This is a genomic window from Nonomuraea rosea (assembly GCF_039539705.1).
Taxonomy (GTDB): domain Bacteria; phylum Actinomycetota; class Actinomycetes; order Streptosporangiales; family Streptosporangiaceae; genus Nonomuraea; species Nonomuraea rosea.
The window spans coordinates 33,256-49,333 of sequence record NZ_BAABDQ010000036.1; the positions used below are offsets into that span (position 1 = coordinate 33,256).

At 67.3% G+C, this 16,078-nt stretch carries 17 protein-coding genes and 2 tRNA genes; 11 read left to right on the forward strand and 8 right to left on the reverse strand.

Annotated features, from left to right (window positions below):
* Positions 1 to 173: 173 nt before the first annotated feature.
* Together ABEA43_RS50205 and ABEA43_RS50210 are read left to right on the forward strand one after the other, a co-directional pair.
* Positions 174 to 1,931, forward strand: coding sequence for a hypothetical protein (locus ABEA43_RS50205; RefSeq protein WP_345573214.1), 1,758 nt, complete (start codon positions 174 to 176; stop codon positions 1,929 to 1,931).
* Between the two features lie 2 nt (positions 1,932 to 1,933).
* Positions 1,934 to 2,227, forward strand: coding sequence for a hypothetical protein (locus ABEA43_RS50210; RefSeq protein WP_345573215.1), 294 nt, complete (start codon positions 1,934 to 1,936; stop codon positions 2,225 to 2,227).
* A gap of 6 nt (positions 2,228 to 2,233) precedes the next feature.
* On the opposite strand, the gene ABEA43_RS50215 is transcribed toward ABEA43_RS50210, so the two are convergent.
* Both ABEA43_RS50215 and ABEA43_RS50220 read right to left on the reverse strand, forming a co-directional pair.
* Positions 2,234 to 2,731 (reverse strand): hypothetical protein, encoded by a 498-nt coding sequence (locus ABEA43_RS50215; RefSeq protein WP_345573216.1) that lies wholly within the window; start codon positions 2,729 to 2,731, stop codon positions 2,234 to 2,236.
* Between the two features lie 190 nt (positions 2,732 to 2,921).
* Positions 2,922 to 2,997: transfer RNA gene (locus tag ABEA43_RS50220), tRNA-Arg, on the reverse strand.
* A gap of 864 nt (positions 2,998 to 3,861) precedes the next feature.
* Between ABEA43_RS50220 and ABEA43_RS50225 the strand changes: the two genes are divergently transcribed.
* Complete coding sequence (locus tag ABEA43_RS50225) at positions 3,862 to 4,932, forward strand: D-alanyl-D-alanine carboxypeptidase family protein (RefSeq protein WP_345573217.1); 1,071 nt, start codon at positions 3,862 to 3,864, stop codon at positions 4,930 to 4,932.
* On the opposite strand, the gene mscL is transcribed toward ABEA43_RS50225, so the two are convergent.
* The 3 genes from mscL to ABEA43_RS50240 are packed head-to-tail and all read right to left on the reverse strand — an operon-like array spanning position 4,929 to position 6,737.
* Positions 4,929 to 5,327 (reverse strand): large conductance mechanosensitive channel protein MscL, encoded by a 399-nt coding sequence (gene mscL / locus ABEA43_RS50230; RefSeq protein ID WP_345573218.1) that lies wholly within the window; start codon positions 5,325 to 5,327, stop codon positions 4,929 to 4,931. The genes ABEA43_RS50225 and mscL overlap by 4 nt on opposite strands.
* Before the next feature lie 22 nt (positions 5,328 to 5,349).
* Positions 5,350 to 5,934, reverse strand: coding sequence for an SAF domain-containing protein (locus ABEA43_RS50235; RefSeq protein WP_345573219.1), 585 nt, complete (start codon positions 5,932 to 5,934; stop codon positions 5,350 to 5,352).
* Positions 5,931 to 6,737: an S-methyl-5'-thioadenosine phosphorylase gene (locus tag ABEA43_RS50240; protein ID WP_345573220.1), complete on the reverse strand. Its 807-nt coding sequence runs from the start codon at positions 6,735 to 6,737 to the stop codon at positions 5,931 to 5,933. The genes ABEA43_RS50235 and ABEA43_RS50240 overlap by 4 nt, the downstream gene beginning before the upstream one ends.
* Before the next feature lie 110 nt (positions 6,738 to 6,847).
* Between ABEA43_RS50240 and ABEA43_RS50245 the strand changes: the two genes are divergently transcribed.
* Entirely contained in the window at positions 6,848 to 8,815 is a 1,968-nt protein-coding gene (locus ABEA43_RS50245; RefSeq protein WP_345573221.1) for an MFS transporter, read from the forward strand.
* Positions 8,816 to 8,968: 153 nt separating this feature from the next.
* Here the strand turns inward: ABEA43_RS50245 and ABEA43_RS50250 are convergent, their stop codons facing one another.
* The 3 genes from ABEA43_RS50250 to ABEA43_RS50260 all read right to left on the reverse strand — a co-directional run bounded on the left by ABEA43_RS50250 (position 8,969) and on the right by ABEA43_RS50260 (position 11,435).
* Positions 8,969 to 9,268 (reverse strand): FmdB family zinc ribbon protein, encoded by a 300-nt coding sequence (locus ABEA43_RS50250; protein ID WP_345573222.1) that lies wholly within the window; start codon positions 9,266 to 9,268, stop codon positions 8,969 to 8,971.
* Between the two features lie 67 nt (positions 9,269 to 9,335).
* Positions 9,336 to 10,841 (reverse strand): potassium/proton antiporter, encoded by a 1,506-nt coding sequence (locus ABEA43_RS50255; RefSeq protein WP_345573223.1) that lies wholly within the window; start codon positions 10,839 to 10,841, stop codon positions 9,336 to 9,338.
* Positions 10,842 to 10,865: 24 nt separating this feature from the next.
* Positions 10,866 to 11,435 carry a 5-formyltetrahydrofolate cyclo-ligase gene (locus ABEA43_RS50260; RefSeq protein ID WP_345573225.1) on the reverse strand — a complete coding sequence of 190 codons (570 nt, stop codon included), beginning with the start codon at positions 11,433 to 11,435 and terminating at the stop codon, positions 10,866 to 10,868.
* Positions 11,436 to 11,459: 24 nt separating this feature from the next.
* Between ABEA43_RS50260 and galU the strand changes: the two genes are divergently transcribed.
* The 7 genes from galU (at position 11,460) to ABEA43_RS50295 (ending at position 16,056) form a co-directional block, all read left to right on the forward strand.
* The gene (gene galU, locus ABEA43_RS50265) at positions 11,460 to 12,362 is read left to right on the forward strand and encodes a UTP--glucose-1-phosphate uridylyltransferase GalU (protein ID WP_345573226.1); all 903 of its coding nucleotides are present in this window, start codon (positions 11,460 to 11,462) and stop codon (positions 12,360 to 12,362) included.
* A complete protein-coding gene (gene glp, locus ABEA43_RS50270) occupies positions 12,349 to 13,536 on the forward strand; it encodes a molybdotransferase-like divisome protein Glp (protein WP_345573227.1) in 1,188 nt (395 codons plus the stop codon). Before galU ends, glp begins: the two co-directional genes overlap by 14 nt.
* Positions 13,537 to 13,561: 25 nt before the next feature.
* Entirely contained in the window at positions 13,562 to 14,038 is a 477-nt protein-coding gene (gene moaC, locus ABEA43_RS50275; protein WP_345573228.1) for a cyclic pyranopterin monophosphate synthase MoaC, read from the forward strand.
* The gene (locus ABEA43_RS50280; RefSeq protein ID WP_345573229.1) at positions 14,035 to 14,517 is read left to right on the forward strand and encodes a MogA/MoaB family molybdenum cofactor biosynthesis protein; all 483 of its coding nucleotides are present in this window, start codon (positions 14,035 to 14,037) and stop codon (positions 14,515 to 14,517) included. Before moaC ends, ABEA43_RS50280 begins: the two co-directional genes overlap by 4 nt.
* A 59-nt stretch (positions 14,518 to 14,576) precedes the next feature.
* The gene (locus ABEA43_RS50285) at positions 14,577 to 15,230 is read left to right on the forward strand and encodes a GNAT family N-acetyltransferase (RefSeq protein WP_345573322.1); all 654 of its coding nucleotides are present in this window, start codon (positions 14,577 to 14,579) and stop codon (positions 15,228 to 15,230) included.
* Positions 15,231 to 15,354: 124 nt separating this feature from the next.
* Positions 15,355 to 15,933, forward strand: a complete 579-nt coding sequence (gene sepX, locus ABEA43_RS50290) for a divisome protein SepX/GlpR (protein ID WP_345573230.1) — start codon at positions 15,355 to 15,357, stop codon at positions 15,931 to 15,933.
* A 49-nt stretch (positions 15,934 to 15,982) separates the two neighbouring features.
* Positions 15,983 to 16,056, forward strand: a tRNA-Ala gene (locus tag ABEA43_RS50295).
* Positions 16,057 to 16,078 lie beyond the last annotated feature (22 nt).

The following is a 16,078-nucleotide window of genomic DNA, read 5'->3' on the forward strand; positions in this document are numbered from 1 at the left end:
TGCGACCTTCGCGCACAGTCGGCATCAACATTGCATCAAACGCCCAAACGTCACGCCCTCCTGAGATTCCCTGTTATGAATTCCTATTGTTTATGGGTATGTGTTGGGTCATGTACCGGGATCAGCTGGTGTGCTTGACTCCTGCCGTGTAGTCACACCCTCCGGGAGGAGGCATGGGGGAGTTCGTCGGGATCGATCCCCAAGGGGCAGACCAGCTGATCCGCCAGATGGAGATCGGCAAGGACACCCTGGGCCGTACCCGCCACGGCCTTGAAGCGGCCATCGCTGAGGCCAGCGCGTCGTGGACCGGTACGCAGGGAGTGACCGCCATGCATCGGTCTTGGGCGTTCTTCGACGACACGCAGCGGGACCTGAAGTGGCGTATGGACACCCTCAAGCAGATGGTTCCAACAGCGGGAAACGGTTCGCTCAGCGGGGTGTTTATGTTCAACAGCGAAGAGGAGGCCGTCCGCCAAGGGAAAGCCGACGCGACGTCGATCGCGGGGGCGCTCAAGCAGCATGAGATCGACGACTCGGTGGAGAGCTGGCGCAAGGTGACCGCTGCCACGGCGGCGACCAGGAAGAAGTTGAACGATCCCGCCTACGCTGCTGCGTTGCTCTCGGCTCTCGGGCCAGATAAGTTCCGCGCTCTGTTCATGCACTGGATGAAGAACAAGCGTCCGGCCATGGACAAGGGAGTGTCACCCACCCTGATCAAGGAAGGGAAGGAGGCTCTTGGTCCGCTGGCCGAGGCATACGCCAACGCCGAACGTGCGGGACGATTGGGTGAGGAGTGGGGTGAGAAGTTCATCAAGGCGACCCAGCCAGGAGTGTTGACGGCGCTGGTCGCGATGTCCAAGCCATCGACCAAGCTCCTTAACCAGGTGGCGCTTCAGGTACTCGGTCGGCCACTAACCGCAGATCTCCCGACAAGCCAGAACTGGAATCTGAACGTGCTGGTGGAGGCATATGACGCCAATCCTCAAGCGTTGCAAACGCTGCTGGCCGAGAACAAGGACGCCGCGGGCTGGTTATTGCATCCGCAGCGCGCCCGGATGAGCGGTATCCCTGACTTCGAGAAGAAGATGGCCGGTGTTCTGGACAAGGCATTGAAACCCGGCGCGGGAGTGGACAGCGTACGTGCCCAGGCGTGGGTCAACATCATTCGAGCCATGGGCGCGGAGAACAGTCCGTGGATCGGCGGCTCGTGGGGCACATTCAAGGACTCGCCGATCAGCGAGACCCTCGCCAAGAACGTCGCGCCCTATCTCGACCAGCTCGCCCGAGGGCAGTCCAAGCGCGACTCGCCGGAGCTGACACGGCTGTTTCCCGGGCCGCCCTGGGACGGCCTCGCCCCTGAGACAGCGTCCCGTTTCATGGGCGGACTCATGCAGGACAAGGACGCCGCGAACACGCTGATGAAAGCGGCGCAGACCTACAACGCGGGCATGGACATCGGCCGGTTCAGACCTTTCGGGGACGAAGCCACCCAGCGCGAGTTCACCTCCCGCGCGGCGCTCGCCGGAGGCGCGGCCAATCTGATGCTGGCCGGCTCGACCTATGCGGAGTGGACTGACGACGAGTATGCGGACTGGCTCGCCGGAGTCGCACTGATCCCCATCTCCTGGCTGTCCAACAAATACTGGCCTATCGAAGACGCCACGGCGGCTACCGGCCGAGACGTCGCGCTGGATGAGGCTAAGGACGGTCTCAAAGGATTGATCACGGATTATCTCGACAAGAAGACCCCGGCCACGGCCGAGACCGTCGCGGACGCCATCGTGCGACAACAGGTCCAGTGGGTGAATGCATCGCTCGCCCAGCATGGTCAGAAGCCGTTGACGGAAGAGCAACAGAATGAGGTACGGATGGCGATCCGCGGCAGGCTTTACGACGGATTGAAGAAGGCCCTGGAAGCCAGAGGAGGCTAAGCATGGCCATCCCCAGCCAAGCCCAATTGCTCCAGCAGGCCGCCGAGAAGGAGCAGCTCGCCGCCGACCTAACCCGGTACGCCGCACACCTGGCTGAGGTGTTCGCCGGCACGCTGGCCAGACCGCAGGGTGCCGATGCGTTTTGGAAAGGACCGGCCTCGGGCCGCTTCGTCACGCAGGCCGTGCAACTGGCTCGTGAGGTCGACCTGCTCCGAGATGACTGCGCAGCCACCGCCGATCGTCTCCGCAAGCAAGCCCAGGTCGCGCGTGCCGAGGCCACGCAGATGCCCGCCTAGAGATTGCTAGCCGTCGCGCTCGTAGCAGCTAGTCTTTCCGACGATCATGATGTGCGGCTTCTGCCCATTGCGTACGGTCACAAAGAAGGTGATGCCGGTCTGCGGATTCCGCAGGACGGCGGCGCCGAGGTTCTCGTCGCCAAGGTCGGCGTCGTCCACAATCATGTTGTAGCCGCGTAACTGCAGCCAACTCGCCATCAACCCGGCCACGTTCGATGGTGAGTTGACGTACGGGGGGCCCGTGAGATCGCCCTGAGCGCGGAAGAGCCGCTGTACCTGGCCCTGCAAGCATCCCACTTCGCTGTCCCGATCTGCTCTTTCCGTTGCGGCCGCGGATCCTGTGGCAGCCAACTCTCTTGAGGCGAGCAATTTGTCGCTATCCGTGATGAGTTGCTTCGTCGCCTCGTCCAACGGGGGTGGGTCGGCGTTCCCTGAGCAGCCCGTCACCACCAAGAGCGAGACGAGCATCGTGGCAATCGATAACTTGCGGGCACCCTGGCGCACGTCCCGGACACTACCTAACCCCCACTTCGGCGTACACCTCATATGCGTGCGCGCTATGTGCCGGAACTTGGGCACGTATTTGGCACGATCATCCGCCGACGATCAGTGACAGCCGGACAGCGCCGGACACATGAAGAAGCCCTTGACCGCTGTTTTCGCTGGTCAAGGGCGCTTTGCTGCTGGTCGGATCTGGTGCCCCCGGCAGGATTCGAACCTGCGGCACCCGCTTTAGGAGAGCGGTGCTCTATCCCCTGAGCTACGGAGGCGGACTCTCGTAAGCCTAGCGAAAGTCTGGCACTGCGTGTGACGTAGGGCCCGGATGAGTTTCGCGGGGTTGGTTATGGGTGCTCTGAGCTGCGGTAAAGGCATGGCAAGCGGTCAGAATCTTGCGCAGCCCACGTGGATAGCGTTCGCCTGTGAGCACGAGGCGATGCACGCAGGCCCGCCGGCGGCCTGTCGTGTTGTTCGGGGCGTTGCTGGCACCGGCGATTCTGGCCGGGGGGTTGCTGGCTGGGGAGATCCGGGGGTTCGAGGCGGGCGGTGAGGTGGCGGCCTCAGTGATGGGGCAGGGGACAGGGCTGGTGCTTGAGCCGGTGTTGGTGCCGGCCCCGGCTCGGCCGGATCGGCGGTATGAGGGGAGCGTGCCGGCGCCTGTGCGGGTGGTGCCGGAGGCGCCGCGTTCGGTGGTTGCCGCGGCGCCGTCTCCGGAGCCTCCGGTGGTGGTTGAGGAGGAGCCGGTTACGCCGGCTCCCGTGCGGACGCGGGCAGGGTGCCCGGGGGAGTGGGAGGACACCTGGCTCTGGGAGTTGTGCCGGGAGCAGGAGGAGCAGAGGGCCGGTGGTAGTTGGGTGCCGGGGATTTGAGCGGGGCGCCGCAGCGCCAAAATCCCGGCCGCCAGGCCGCTGGGCGTTTGAGATGCGGGGGCTCCAGGTGGGTGGGCGAGCGGAATCTGGCTGGTTGTGGGGGTTGGCCGTACAAAGTGGGTTTTTTGTCTCATAACAGCTCTCCGGAGTTCGGTCCGGGCACGCGGGGGGCTGTAGTAACGTGCGTGCCTGACCCGGGTAACGAGTTTGCAAACGGAGGAGTCGAACGTGCCAGCCCCTCGATCAGCGGGTCTGATCGCGGTCGTCATGGCGATGACTCCTCTCTTCGTGCCTTTCGCGCCGGCCGGAGCGCAGGCGGGGACACAGGCGGGGACACAGGCGGGGACACAGGCGGGGACGCAGGTGCGGCGGGATCCGGCCAACCTGGGTGAGCTGAGGAAAGAGGCCGAGCGCTCGGCCAAGGAGCTCGAGGAAGCCACCAAGGCCCTGGAGAAGCGGCGCGCGACCATCGCCGGCTCCGAGAAGGAGCTCAAGACCAAGCTGACCTCCCTGCAGGGGCTGGAGCAGCGGTTGTCGGTGATGCGGCAGCCCGTGTCGCAGATGGTCGAGCTGCTGTACGAGCAGCCGATCGCGGCGAACAACGTGACGCCGTTCCTGTCGGGCAACGCTGACGAGCGGACGCTGCGGGCTCTGTCTGATGTGACCCAGATCGTGGCTATACGGCAGCAGGCCGTCGAGCAGACGAGCGCGCTGTACAAGGAGACCGAGCGGCTGGCGGGCGAGGCGCAGGAGCTCCGCGCCGGGAACCTGCTCGCCGAGGCGCAGCTGGCGGCTGAGGTCGATACGTTGCGGCAGCGGTCGGACAAGATCGTGAAGTCGCTGACCGCCGCGCTCGTCAAGATGGGCATCAAGATCGACAAGGTGGGGCGGGCGGCGCTGGGGTGCAACCCGCTGCGGGCGGCGACGGCCGGGGACTACCCCAACGGGCTGATCCCCAAGGGCATGCTGTGCCCCTTGCAGCAGAAGGGGTTCAGTCTGCGGGCCGACGCCACCATCGCTTTCGTGAGTTTGAACGAGGCTTATCGCAAGCGGTTCGGGAAGTCGATGTGCGTCACGGACGCCTATCGGAGCCTCGCCGAGCAGCAGTCCGTCTATTACCGGCGGCCGGGGTTCGCCGCTGTGCCTGGACGGAGCAACCACGGGCTCGGGCTGGCCGTGGACCTGTGTGGCGGGGTGGAGAGGTCCGGGTCGGCGGAGTTCGTGTGGATGGAGAAGAACTCCAAGAGGTATGGGTGGTTCCACCCCTCCTGGGCCTACACCGGTCCGTTCGAGCCGTGGCACTGGGAGTACGACCCCAAGATCGACTCGTTGCTCTAGACCGGCGTCACCTGCGCGCTGCAGAACGCGCAGCGGGAGGCGGCCTTGGGTATTTCCGACAGGCATTCGGGGCAGTTGTGGGTCGTCGACTCGATCTTGGCGGCGGAGCGGTCCCGGAAATGCGTGTACGGCTTCACGACGAGGAAGTAGACCACCGCGGCGATCATCAGGAACGAGATGACCGCGTTGATGAAGTTGCCGTACATGAAGTTGGACTGCCCGACCGAGACCTTGAGGGAGGAGAAGTCGGGCAGGCCGCCGAACGCCGAGATCACCGGCGTCAGCAGATCCGCCACGAACGACTGGACGATCGCGTTGAACGCGGCTCCGATGACGACCGCGACGGCCAGGTCGATGACGTTCCCCTGCGTGAGGAACTTCTTGAATCCGTTCATGGGGAGAAGCGTAGCCGAATGATTACTTTAAGTTAGGACTGATCGTGATCGACAGGTGGCCGCCCGCTTGGGCGGCTGCCAGCTCGGCCGCCTGGCTCGTCGTGGTCGCGAGCACGACCAGGGAGCCGTGGGCGCTGGTGTGCTCGGCGGGCGGCGGGATGGTGATGACTCTTACGCCTTCGGCGATCGCGCGGGCCGGCTGGCCGCCGTCCCATGCCGCCAGGACGCTGATCGTGGCGCCGGGGGCGATGAGGGCGGCGGCGGCCGCATCCGCTATGCGTACGGGAGTCGCGACCAGGCCCGGTGGCAGGCGGAAGGAGTCGAGGAGCCGGACGTCGGTCAGCGGCTCGCCCTTGCGCATGGGAGCGGTCAGGACGCGACCGGCGGCCGCGGTGCGTACGGCGCCTGCTGGCGGGTGGTTGAGCGGGGTCGGGTGGAGGTCGTCCGGGCGAAGGGGGCCGGGCGACAGGTCGCGGGCCGCTACGAGAACCGTCGAGGCGGGGGTGGGGCGGGTGGCGACGAAGGCGGACATGACGGCTATGGCGGCCAGCGCCGCCGCGATGAGACGGCGGCGTCGGCCGTAGCGCTGGATCCAGGCCTGGATCACGGCAGCTCGAAGGGAAGCTTGATGCCGTCGAGCGCGGAGCCGCAGGAGCAGGCGCGCTCGTGGGGGAGCGCCTGGACGGTGTCGGCGACCAGGGTGCGCATGCGCGTGACGTTTTGGGCGAAGAACTCGAGGACCTCGTCATGGGTGACGCCCTGCCCGGCCTCCACCCCCGCGTCGTGGTCGGTCACCAGGGAGAGCGAGGTGTAGCAGAGGGCCAGCTCGCGGGCCAGGATCGCCTCGGGGAAGCCGGTCATCCCCACGATCGACCAGCCGTTGCCCGCGAACCACTGCGACTCCGCCCTGGTGGAGAAGCGCGGGCCCTCGATGACGACCAAGGTGCCGCCGTCGACGGTCGCCCAGCCGCCCGAACGAGCGGTCCGCACGGCCGCGGCTCTCCCGGAAGGGCAGTACGGGTCGGCGAACGAGACATGGACCGCGCCGTCTATGTCGTAATAGGTCTGGACGCGGCCAGACGTGCGATCCACGAGCTGGTCGGGAATGACCATGGCGCCCGGGCCGTACTCCGCTCGTAGCGAACCTACGGCGCTCGGCGCGAGCACCTGGCGGACGCCGAGCGAGCGCAGAGCCCACAGGTTGGCGCGGTAGGGGATGCGGTGCGGCGGGAAGCGGTGATCTCGCCCGTGGCGGGGGATGAACGCCACCGAACGCGAGCCGATCCGCCCGACCGTGACAACATCGCTCGGGGGGCCGTAAGGCGTCGCGAGCTGGATCTCCTCCGCGTCGTCGAGCAGGGAGTAAAAGCCGGAACCGCCGATGACGCCGATGTCTGCGCGAGTGACCATGGCGGAGAGAGTAGCCGGACCGGGGAGGGGTCAGGGTGGGCCGAATGCGATTCTGTGGATAACTTCGTCGCAGCGAGTAGGCACACCAGTACGAAGAGTAGGATCGCCGCATGCGGCAACAGGGCCTCGGGCTCATCATCATCGCGCTCATGCTCGGCATGCTGCTGGCCGCGCTCGATCAGACCATCGTGTCCACGGCGCTGCCGACGATCGTGAGCGACCTCGGCGGCCTCGAGCAACTGTCGTGGGTCGTGACGGGCTACATGCTCGCCTCGACGGTCTCCACGCCACTCTGGGGCAAGCTGGGCGACCAATACGGCCGCAAGAGGCTCTTCATCGCCGCCATCGTCATCTTCCTCGCCGGCTCCGCGCTGTGCGGGCTGAGCCAGAACATGGGGGAGCTCATCGCCTTCCGCGCCGTTCAGGGGCTGGGCGGCGGCGGGCTGATGGTGCTGGCGCAGGCGATCGTCGGGGATGTCGTCTCGGTGCGGGACAGGGGGAAGTACCAGGGCTTCTTCGGCGCGGTCTTCGCCGTGTCCAGCATCGTGGGGCCGCTGCTCGGCGGGCTGTTCGTCGATCACCTGTCCTGGCACTGGGTCTTCTACATCAATCTGCCGCTGGGGGCGGTCGCGCTCGTGGTGATCGTGGCGGCCCTGCCGAGTGACGACAAACGTACGAAGCACACGATCGACTACGCGGGGGTCGTGCTGCTCGGCGGGGCGACGTCCTGCCTCGTGCTGATCACGACCTGGGGCGGCACGACGTACGCGTGGAGCAGCCCGGTCATCGTGGGGCTGGGCGCGGCGGCGGTGGCGTTGCTGGCGGGCTGGGTGTTCGTCGCACGGCGGGCGGCCGAGCCGGTGCTGCCGCTCGGGCTGTTCGGGCACCGGGCGTTCACGATGTCATCGATCGTGGGGTTCGTGGTGGGGTTCGGCATGTTCGGGGCGCTCACCTATCTGCCGCTGTACTTGCAGATCGTGCATGGGGTGAGTCCGACTTTGTCGGGTGTGTACCTGCTGCCGATGATGGGCGGCATGCTGACGATGTCCATCATCAGCGGGCAGATCATCTCCAAGACCGGGAAATATCGGTTCCTGCCCATCACGGGCACGGCGGTGGCCGGGGTCGGGATGTCGCTGCTGTCCACGATGACGGAGCAGAGCAGCCTGTTCACGCTGGGCGTATATCTGCTGGTGCTCGGCATCGGGCTCGGGATGACCATGCAGGTGCTGGTGATCGTGGTGCAGAACGCGGTCGACTTCAAGGACCTCGGGGTGGCGACGTCCGGGGCGACGTTCTTCCGGTCGATCGGGGGGTCGTTCGGAGTGGCGACGCTGGGGTCGGTGTTCACGGCCACGCTCAACGCGGATCTCCGGCGGGCGCTCAGCGGGGCCAGTCTGCCGGCCGGGTTCGATCCTGTGCGCGTTCAGGAGGATCCGACGGTCATCCGGCGGCTGCCGCGGGAGCTCGCTGCCGACTTTCTCCATGTTTACGCCGATGCGATCGCGGCCGTCTTCCGGGTGGCGGCGCCGATCATGTTCGGGGCGTTCCTGCTTTCCTGGTTCATCCCGCAGGCGCGGCTGCGGGAGACGACCAAGGCGGCGGATCTGGGCGAAGGGCTGGGGGCCACGTCCGCCGAGCGGTCGTCGCTGGCCGAGGTCGAGAGAGGGCTGGTCCGCCTGGCCGACGCGGACCTGCGGCGGGGCTACTACGACAGGCTCGGTGCGCTGGCCGGGTTGAGCGGGATCCTGCCCCAAGGGGTCTGGGTCATCGCCAGGCTGGGAGGGGAGGGATGGGTGAAGGCCGCGGCGCTGGCTGAGCGGGCGAACGTGAGCAGGGCCCAGGGGCGGCCCTACGTGGATCAGCTGGTCGAGGGCGGGCTCGTGCGGCGCTCTGACGACGGCGAATCGCTCCGGCTCACCGAGGAGGGAGATCAGGCGGCCATGCGGCTCGTGCGGTGCTCCCGGGAGGGGTTGAGCAGGCTGGTGGCTGATTGGGGGGTCAATCCGCAGCTTGAGCAGCTGGTCGATCGGATCGCGCCGGAGCTGCTGGGGGCTGATGCCGATCGGCCTCGGTAGGGCTCCGGCGAGGGTTTCAAGCTCGGGCTGAGCGGGCGCGCCAGATCGTCGTGCCGGCCCGTGGAAAGACGTGCCGGGACGCGGCAAGCGTACAGGGCCCGGAAATGCTGGACGGCCGTGCCCGGGACAATCCGTCCGGGCCGGCCGGAAACGTCAGTTGGAGGCTGCGGCGGGGGCGGCGGCCGGGGTGGATGAGGAGCTGGAGTCTGAAGACTTGCCCTCAGCCGGCTTCGACGAAGGCGAAGTGGCGGAGGTCGTGGAAGGTGAGGTCGACGAAGAACGGTTGTCCGTCCGGTAGAAGCCGGAGCCCTTGAACACGATGCCGACAGCGGAAAAGACCTTCCGCAGGTTTCCCTCGCAATTCGGGCAAACCGTCAGCGCATCGTCGGTGAACTTCTGAACGACCTCGAGCTGCTCGCCACAGTCGTTGCAGGCGTACTGGTAGGTCGGCACGCGCCCCTCCTTCAGGTCTGGCACTCGAGCGATGCGACTGCTAATGGTAACCGATTGGAACAAAGACCTATTCCAACCCCCGCTCTCCGTACCATCCCGCCAGCTTCCCACTGCGGCTGACGGCGCGCAGACGGCGCTCCACCTGGTCGCGGCAGGCGGCGGTGGTGACCAGCAGGAGCTGATCGTCCACCCGGACGCGGGTGGTGCCGCTGGGGACGAAGGATTTGCCGTCGCGTACGACGAGAGTCACCGCCGCGCCTGCGGGCAGACGGAGCTCGAAGACCTCCACCCCGTGCAGCCGCGAACCCGCGGGGATCTTGACCTGCAGCAGGTCCGCCTTGAGCTCCTCCAGGGGCGCGGACTCCACCTCGAGATCGTGCGCCTCCCCAGGCGCGCCGACCCCCAGCAGCCGGGCCGCGAGCGGCAGCGTCGGCCCCTGGAGCAGCGTGAACACGATGACGATCACGAAGACCTGGTTGAAGATCTCCTTGGAGCCGTCCACGCCCGCGGCCCAGGGGATGGTGGCGAGCACGATCGGGATCGCGCCGCGCAGCCCGGCCCACGACAGGAACGCCTGATCGCGCCAGCTCGTCCGGCCGAGCCGCACGGCCCAGGCCAGGAGAGAGCTCACCACGACGGAGAGCGGTCGCGCCAGGAGCACCAGCACGGTGCCGGTGATCAGGCCGGGCACGATGGCCGACGGCATCTCGTCGGGGCTGGCCAGCATGCCGAGCATGACGAACAGCCCGATTTGCGCCAGCCAGGCGGAGCCCTCCGCGAACCCCCTCGTCGCCGCCCGGTGCGGAAGGCGTGAATTGCCCAGGATCAACGCCGACAGGTAGACGGCCAGGAAGCCGGACCCGTGCAGCAGCACGGCGCCGCCGTACGAGACGAAGGTGAGGGCCAGCACGGCGATGGGATAGAGGCCGGAGGCGGGCAGGGCGACGCGGCGCAGCGCGTACGCGCCGGCGGGGCCGACGGCGAGCCCGACCGCGGCGCCGATGATCAATTCGACCGAGGTTTCCAGCAGGAACGTTCCCACGGTCGCCGATGAGCCGGACGCCCCGCTGAGCAGCACGACGGCGATGACCGTCGGCGCGTCGTTGAAGCCGGACTCCGCCTCCAGCACGCCCGCCAGCCGCGAGGGCAGCGGCAGCCTGCGCAGCACGGAGAACACGGCCGCGGCGTCCGTCGAGGCCAGCACCGCGCCCAGGATCAGCGCCGTCGACCGATCTATGCCGAAAAGCGCCTGTACGACGAACGCCAGCACGACGATGCTGACCGTCACGCCCACGGTCGCCAGCACCAGGGCAAGCGGGACGGAACGTCGCACATGGGACCAGTTCGTGGTCAGGCCGCCCTCGGCGAGGATGACCGCCAGCGCCGTCAGCCCGATCTGCTGGGCCACCTGCGGGCTGTCGAACGGGATCCCGAACCCGGCCTCGCCCAGAATCAGGCCGAAGCCGAGAAACAGCAGAAGGCTGGGCAGACCGCTGCGATGCGCGATCCGGACGAACGCGATGGCGGCGATGACGATCACGGCACCAAGAAGGAGCCAGATATCAAGCGTCAATCTGGCTCCCTCCCGTATCTTCGTTCACATAAGAGTAGTGAGTCCCGCAGGGGTCATCGCAAAACGGACCGGGCGGTCGTGCGCCTCCGACGGAACTCCGTCGATCAGCTCGCCCTCGTGCAGCAAGGCGACCGTCGGAACGTTGGGACCCACTCTGGCCAGGGCTCGATCGTACGAGCCGCCGCCCCGGCCGAGGCGTACGCCCGTCTGCCTGTCCACCGCCAGCGCCGGCACGATCACCAGCGCGGCCGTGCGGACGGCCGCCACGCCGCGGCGGGTGTCGACCGGCTCCATGATCCCGTAGCGGCCGGGGGCGAGGGTGTCGGGCCCGTCGTACACGGCCCAGTCGAGATCATTATCGGTGCGCAGGACCGGCAGGATCACCGTCGCGCCATGTTTCCAGAGAGCGAACACGAGCCCGTGCGTATCCGGCTCCGACCCCGTTGACCAGTAGCAGGCCACAAGACCGGCCATTTGCACCCACGGCTGATCGAGCAGCGTCTCGCGGACCTTGACGGCGTTTGACCGCAATTGCTCAGGGGAGAGCGAGGTACGCGCCGAGTTAAGCTCGCGGCGCAGGTTCAGCTTGTCCACAGGTCCCTCCACTAGGGTCTACTCATGGCTGACTTCGACCCTGTGACGAAAGCCGTCGTGCCCGCCGCGGGTCTGGGCACCCGGTTTCTTCCGGCGACCAAGGCGACACCCAAGGAGATGTTGCCCATCGTCGACAAGCCCGCGATCCAGTATGTCGTCGAGGAGGCCGCCTCCGCTGGGCTCCTCGACGTGCTCATGGTCACCGGCAAGAACAAACGGTCGATCGAGGATCATTTCGACCGGGCGTTCGAGCTGGAGGAGGCCCTTGAGGCCAAGGGCGACGAGCAGCGGCTGTCCCAGGTCCGCGAGCCGGCCGCGCTGGCCACACTCCATTACGTACGCCAGGGTGAGCCGAAGGGGCTCGGCCACGCGGTGCTGTGCGCCAAGCAGCACGTCGGCGATCACCCGTTCGCCTGCCTGCTCGGCGACGACCTGATCGACTACCGCGACCCGCTGCTCAAGCGCATGATCGAGGTGCGCGCCACGTTCGGCGGCAGTGTGATCGCGCTGATGGAGGTGCCCAGGGAGCAGGTCTCTCTTTACGGCGTCGCGACCATCGAGGCCACCTCCGAGGACGACGTCGTGCGGGTGACCGACCTGGTGGAGAAGCCGCCGGTCGACGAGGCGCCGTCCAACTGGGCGATCATCGGGCGCTATGTGATCGACCCTGCCGTGTTCGAGGTGCTGGAGAACACTCCGCCTGGCCGCGGCAACGAGATCCAGCTCACCGATGCGCTGCGGACGCTCGCGGGCCGTGGCGCCGAGGAGGGCGGGCCGGTGCACGGCGTGCTGTTCAGAGGACGGCGATACGACACCGGCGACAAGCTCGACTATTTGCGGACGGTGGTGAAGTTCGCCGCCGATCGGGAGGATCTGGCACCGGATTTCGTGCCGTGGCTGCGGGAGTTCCTCGATGAAATCGGTTGACGCGCATCTGGCGGAGATCCTCGCCACTGTGCGTCCGCTGGCGCCGCTTGAGCTGGAGCTGGAGCAGACGCTCGGGTCGACGCTGGCCGAGGAGGTCACGTCGCCGGTGCCGCTGCCGCCGTTCGACAACTCGGCCATGGACGGCTATGCCGTGCGGGCGGCGGACGTCGCGGACGTTCCGGTCACGTTGCCGGTGATCGACGATATCGCCGCCGGGTCCGTGGAGCTGCGCGCGATCGGTCCTGGGCATGCCGTGCGCATCATGACCGGAGCACCCCTGCCCGCGGGGGCCGACGCCGTGGTGCCGGTGGAGTGGACGGACGGGGGGACGGTCTCCGTCCGGATCGACCGCTCCGCCCAGTCCGGCAACGCGATCCGGCGCGCGGGGGAGGACGTACAGGCCGGCGAGGTCGTGCTCAAGCCCGGCACCGTGATCGGCCCCGCGCAGCTCGGGATCATCGCCGGGGTGGGCCGGCGGCGCGTCTGGGCGCGGCCGCGACCCCGCGTCGTGGTCATCTCCACGGGCGCCGAGCTGGTCGAGCCGGGGACGCCGCTGGTGCTCGGGCAGATCTGGGATTCCAACAGCTACACGCTGACCGCCGCCGTGCGGGAGTCCGGCGCCGAGGGCTTCCGGGTGGGGGCCGTCGGGGACGATCCGGCCGTGCTGCTCGATCAGCTCGACACCCATCTGGTACGCGCCGATGCGATCATCACCAGCGGCGGGGTCTCCATGGGGGCGTACGAGCCGGTCAAGGAGGCTTTGTCGCCGCTGGGGACGGTTCGCTTTGAAAAGGTGGCCATGCAGCCGGGGATGCCGCAGGGGTTCGGCGTCCTCGGGGAGGATCAGGTGCCGATCTTCGCCCTGCCCGGCAATCCGGTGTCGTCTTTCGTGTCTTTCATGCTGTTCGTGCGTCCTGCGCTCGACAAGATGCGCGGGCTGCCCGCCGGAGTGCCGGAGACGCTGACCGCGCGCGTCACGGGGCCGCTGCGGTCGCCCGCGGGGCGGAGATCGTTCCTGCGGGGCGTGCTGTCCTCCGACGGCACGGTGTCGCCGGTGCACGGGCAGGGCTCTCACCAGCTCGCCGCCCTGGCCCTGGCGAACGCGCTGATCGTGGTGGCCGAGGACGTGACCGAGGTGGCGGAAGGCTCGTCCGTGGAGGTGGTCCGGCTGTGAACGGAGTGATGGTGGTGATCCCGTCGTGGGCGAGCTGACCCATATCGACGAGACCGGGGCCGCTCGCATGGTGGACGTCTCCGCCAAGGACGTCTCGGCCCGCACCGCCACGGCCACCGGCCGGGTGCTGCTGTCGGCCGCCGTGGTCGAACTGCTGCGGTCGGGCGAGGTGCCCAAGGGCGACGCGCTCGGGGTGGCGCGGATCGCGGGGATCATGGGGGCGAAACGGACGCCCGACCTGATCCCGCTCTGCCATCCGATCGCGTTGCACGGGGTGAAGGTCACGCTCGACGTCGAGGACTGGGGCGTGGCGATCACGTGCCGGGTGAAGACGGCCGATCGCACCGGGGTGGAGATGGAGGCGCTGACGGCCGTCTCCGTGGCCGCGCTGGCCCTGATCGACATGGTCAAGGCGGTGGATCCGGGCGCCGTGATCACGGATGTGCGGGTGGAGGAGAAGCTGGGCGGGAAGACCGGGCGCTGGACGCGGGAGGCTGAATGATCCGGGCGTTGGTGATCACGGTGTCGAACCGGGCTTCAGCTGGGATTTATGAGGATAAATCCGGGCCGCTGCTGGCCGGCCTGCTGCGCGCCGATGCGGGGTGCGAGGTCGTGGACGGTCCTGTCGTGGTGCCCGACGGTGAGGCGGTCGAAGGGGCGCTTCGCGACGGGATCGCGGGCGGCTATCACGTCATCGTGACGACCGGCGGGACGGGGCTGACGCCTTTGGACCTGACGCCGGAGATGACCGCCCGGGTGATTTCCCGGGAAATTCCGGGGATAGCCGAGGCCATTCGGCAGGCGAATCGGGAAAAGGTTCCGACGTCCGTACTCTCCAGGGGTTTGGCGGGTCAGGCGGAAGACACCTTGATCGTTAATTTGCCTGGATCATCCGGTGGCGTGCGGGATGGCGTCGCCGTGCTCGCTCCGATTCTGCGGCATGCTGTTGATCAAATTCGTGGCGGCGATCACTCGCGCTGATGGGTGATTCGGAGCGCCGATCGGTGATCCGTGGCGACATCGTGCCCGATAGGGGGATGATGAGAGGTGTGGATCGACTTCGTGGCTGGCCGGCGACCCTCAACGAGGGTCCGGTAGGCCTCCGGCCGCTGCGGCTGAGCGACGTACGTGTGTGGCGCGAGACTCGGCTGCGAAACGCCGACTGGCTGCGCCCCTGGGAGCCGAGCAATCCTGAGACGCCGCTGTTCAGGACCGGGCTCGGCCCCTACATCTCCATGGTCGGCACCCTGCGCCGCGAGTCCAGGCAAGGGCTGGCGCTGCCGTGGGTGGTCACGTACGAGGGGCGCTTCGCGGGGCAGCTGACGGTGGGCGCCATCGTGTGGGGATCCGCCCGTACGGCGCAGGTCGGATATTGGATAGACGGCGCGCTGGCCGGCAAGGGGATCACTCCCACCGCCCTCGCCATGGCCGTTGACCATTGCTTTTTCACCACCGGATTGCATCGGCTAGAAGCGAACATCCGACCCGAGAACCAGGCCAGCCGTAGAGTGGTTGAGAAGCTCGGATTCAGGGAAGAAGGCATTCGGCGTCGCCAACTCCACATCGATGGAGCCTGGCGCGACCACATTTGCTACGCGCTGACCGTCGAGGACGTTCCCGGTGGGCTGCTCGTGCAGTGGCGTCGTGCCCGTGAGTCAGCCGCTCACGGTGGGTCTCCCGTCGAAGAGGTTTGACGATCTCGCGACACACCGCACCGAATGCTCGTCAATCAGTGACACGCGGTCTTACGGTGCGTGACGTGAGCACATTGAAGACGCAACGAACACACCCGCGTCTTCATGCTGCCCGGAGGTGGTCGTGAGCAGCGTCCTCCTCTATCTGGCCATCGTCGTGATGTGGCTTTGTGTCCTGATTCCGATGTGGCTGCGCAGGGACAAGACGAACCTCGCAGAACTGGCCGAACTCGAAGAGCACTACACCGGCGAACACCAGCTTCCCGACCTCGACAATCTGGACTCTTCAGACGCCGACGAGGACGACGGGGTCGAGATCGAGAAGGTCGATGTCCGCCAGTTCCGGTGGCGCCGCCGGGCCATCATCGTGGCCCGCCGTCGCCGCCTCCTGTTCTTCACCGCTCTGCTGGTGCTGGCGTCCGTGGTGACGGCCGCGGTCAAGATGATCCCGTGGTGGGGCGTGGCGCCCTCAGTCGTCATCATGCTGGCGTACATGGCGTTCCTGCGCATTGCCGTACAAGTGGACAGGGAACGCCGCGAGCGGGGCCGCCAGGCGCGCGCAGAGCGGCTGCGGCGGGCACGGGAGCAGCAGCGGCGGGTGGTGGAAGAGGCGGAGGCCGAGATCATCGATCTCGCGGCTCTCAACGCGGACGTCCTGTTTGACCAGTACGCCGAACCGCCCAGGCGGGCGGTGGGGGACTGAAAGGGTGGCGCGAGGACTCCCGGAAGTTTGCTAATCTGGTCGAGTCCTTGGGGATGTAGCGCAGTCCGGTAGCGCACTTCGTTCGCATCGAAGGGGTCAGGGGTTCGAATCCCCTCATCTCCACAAGGAAGATGCAGGTGAGAAG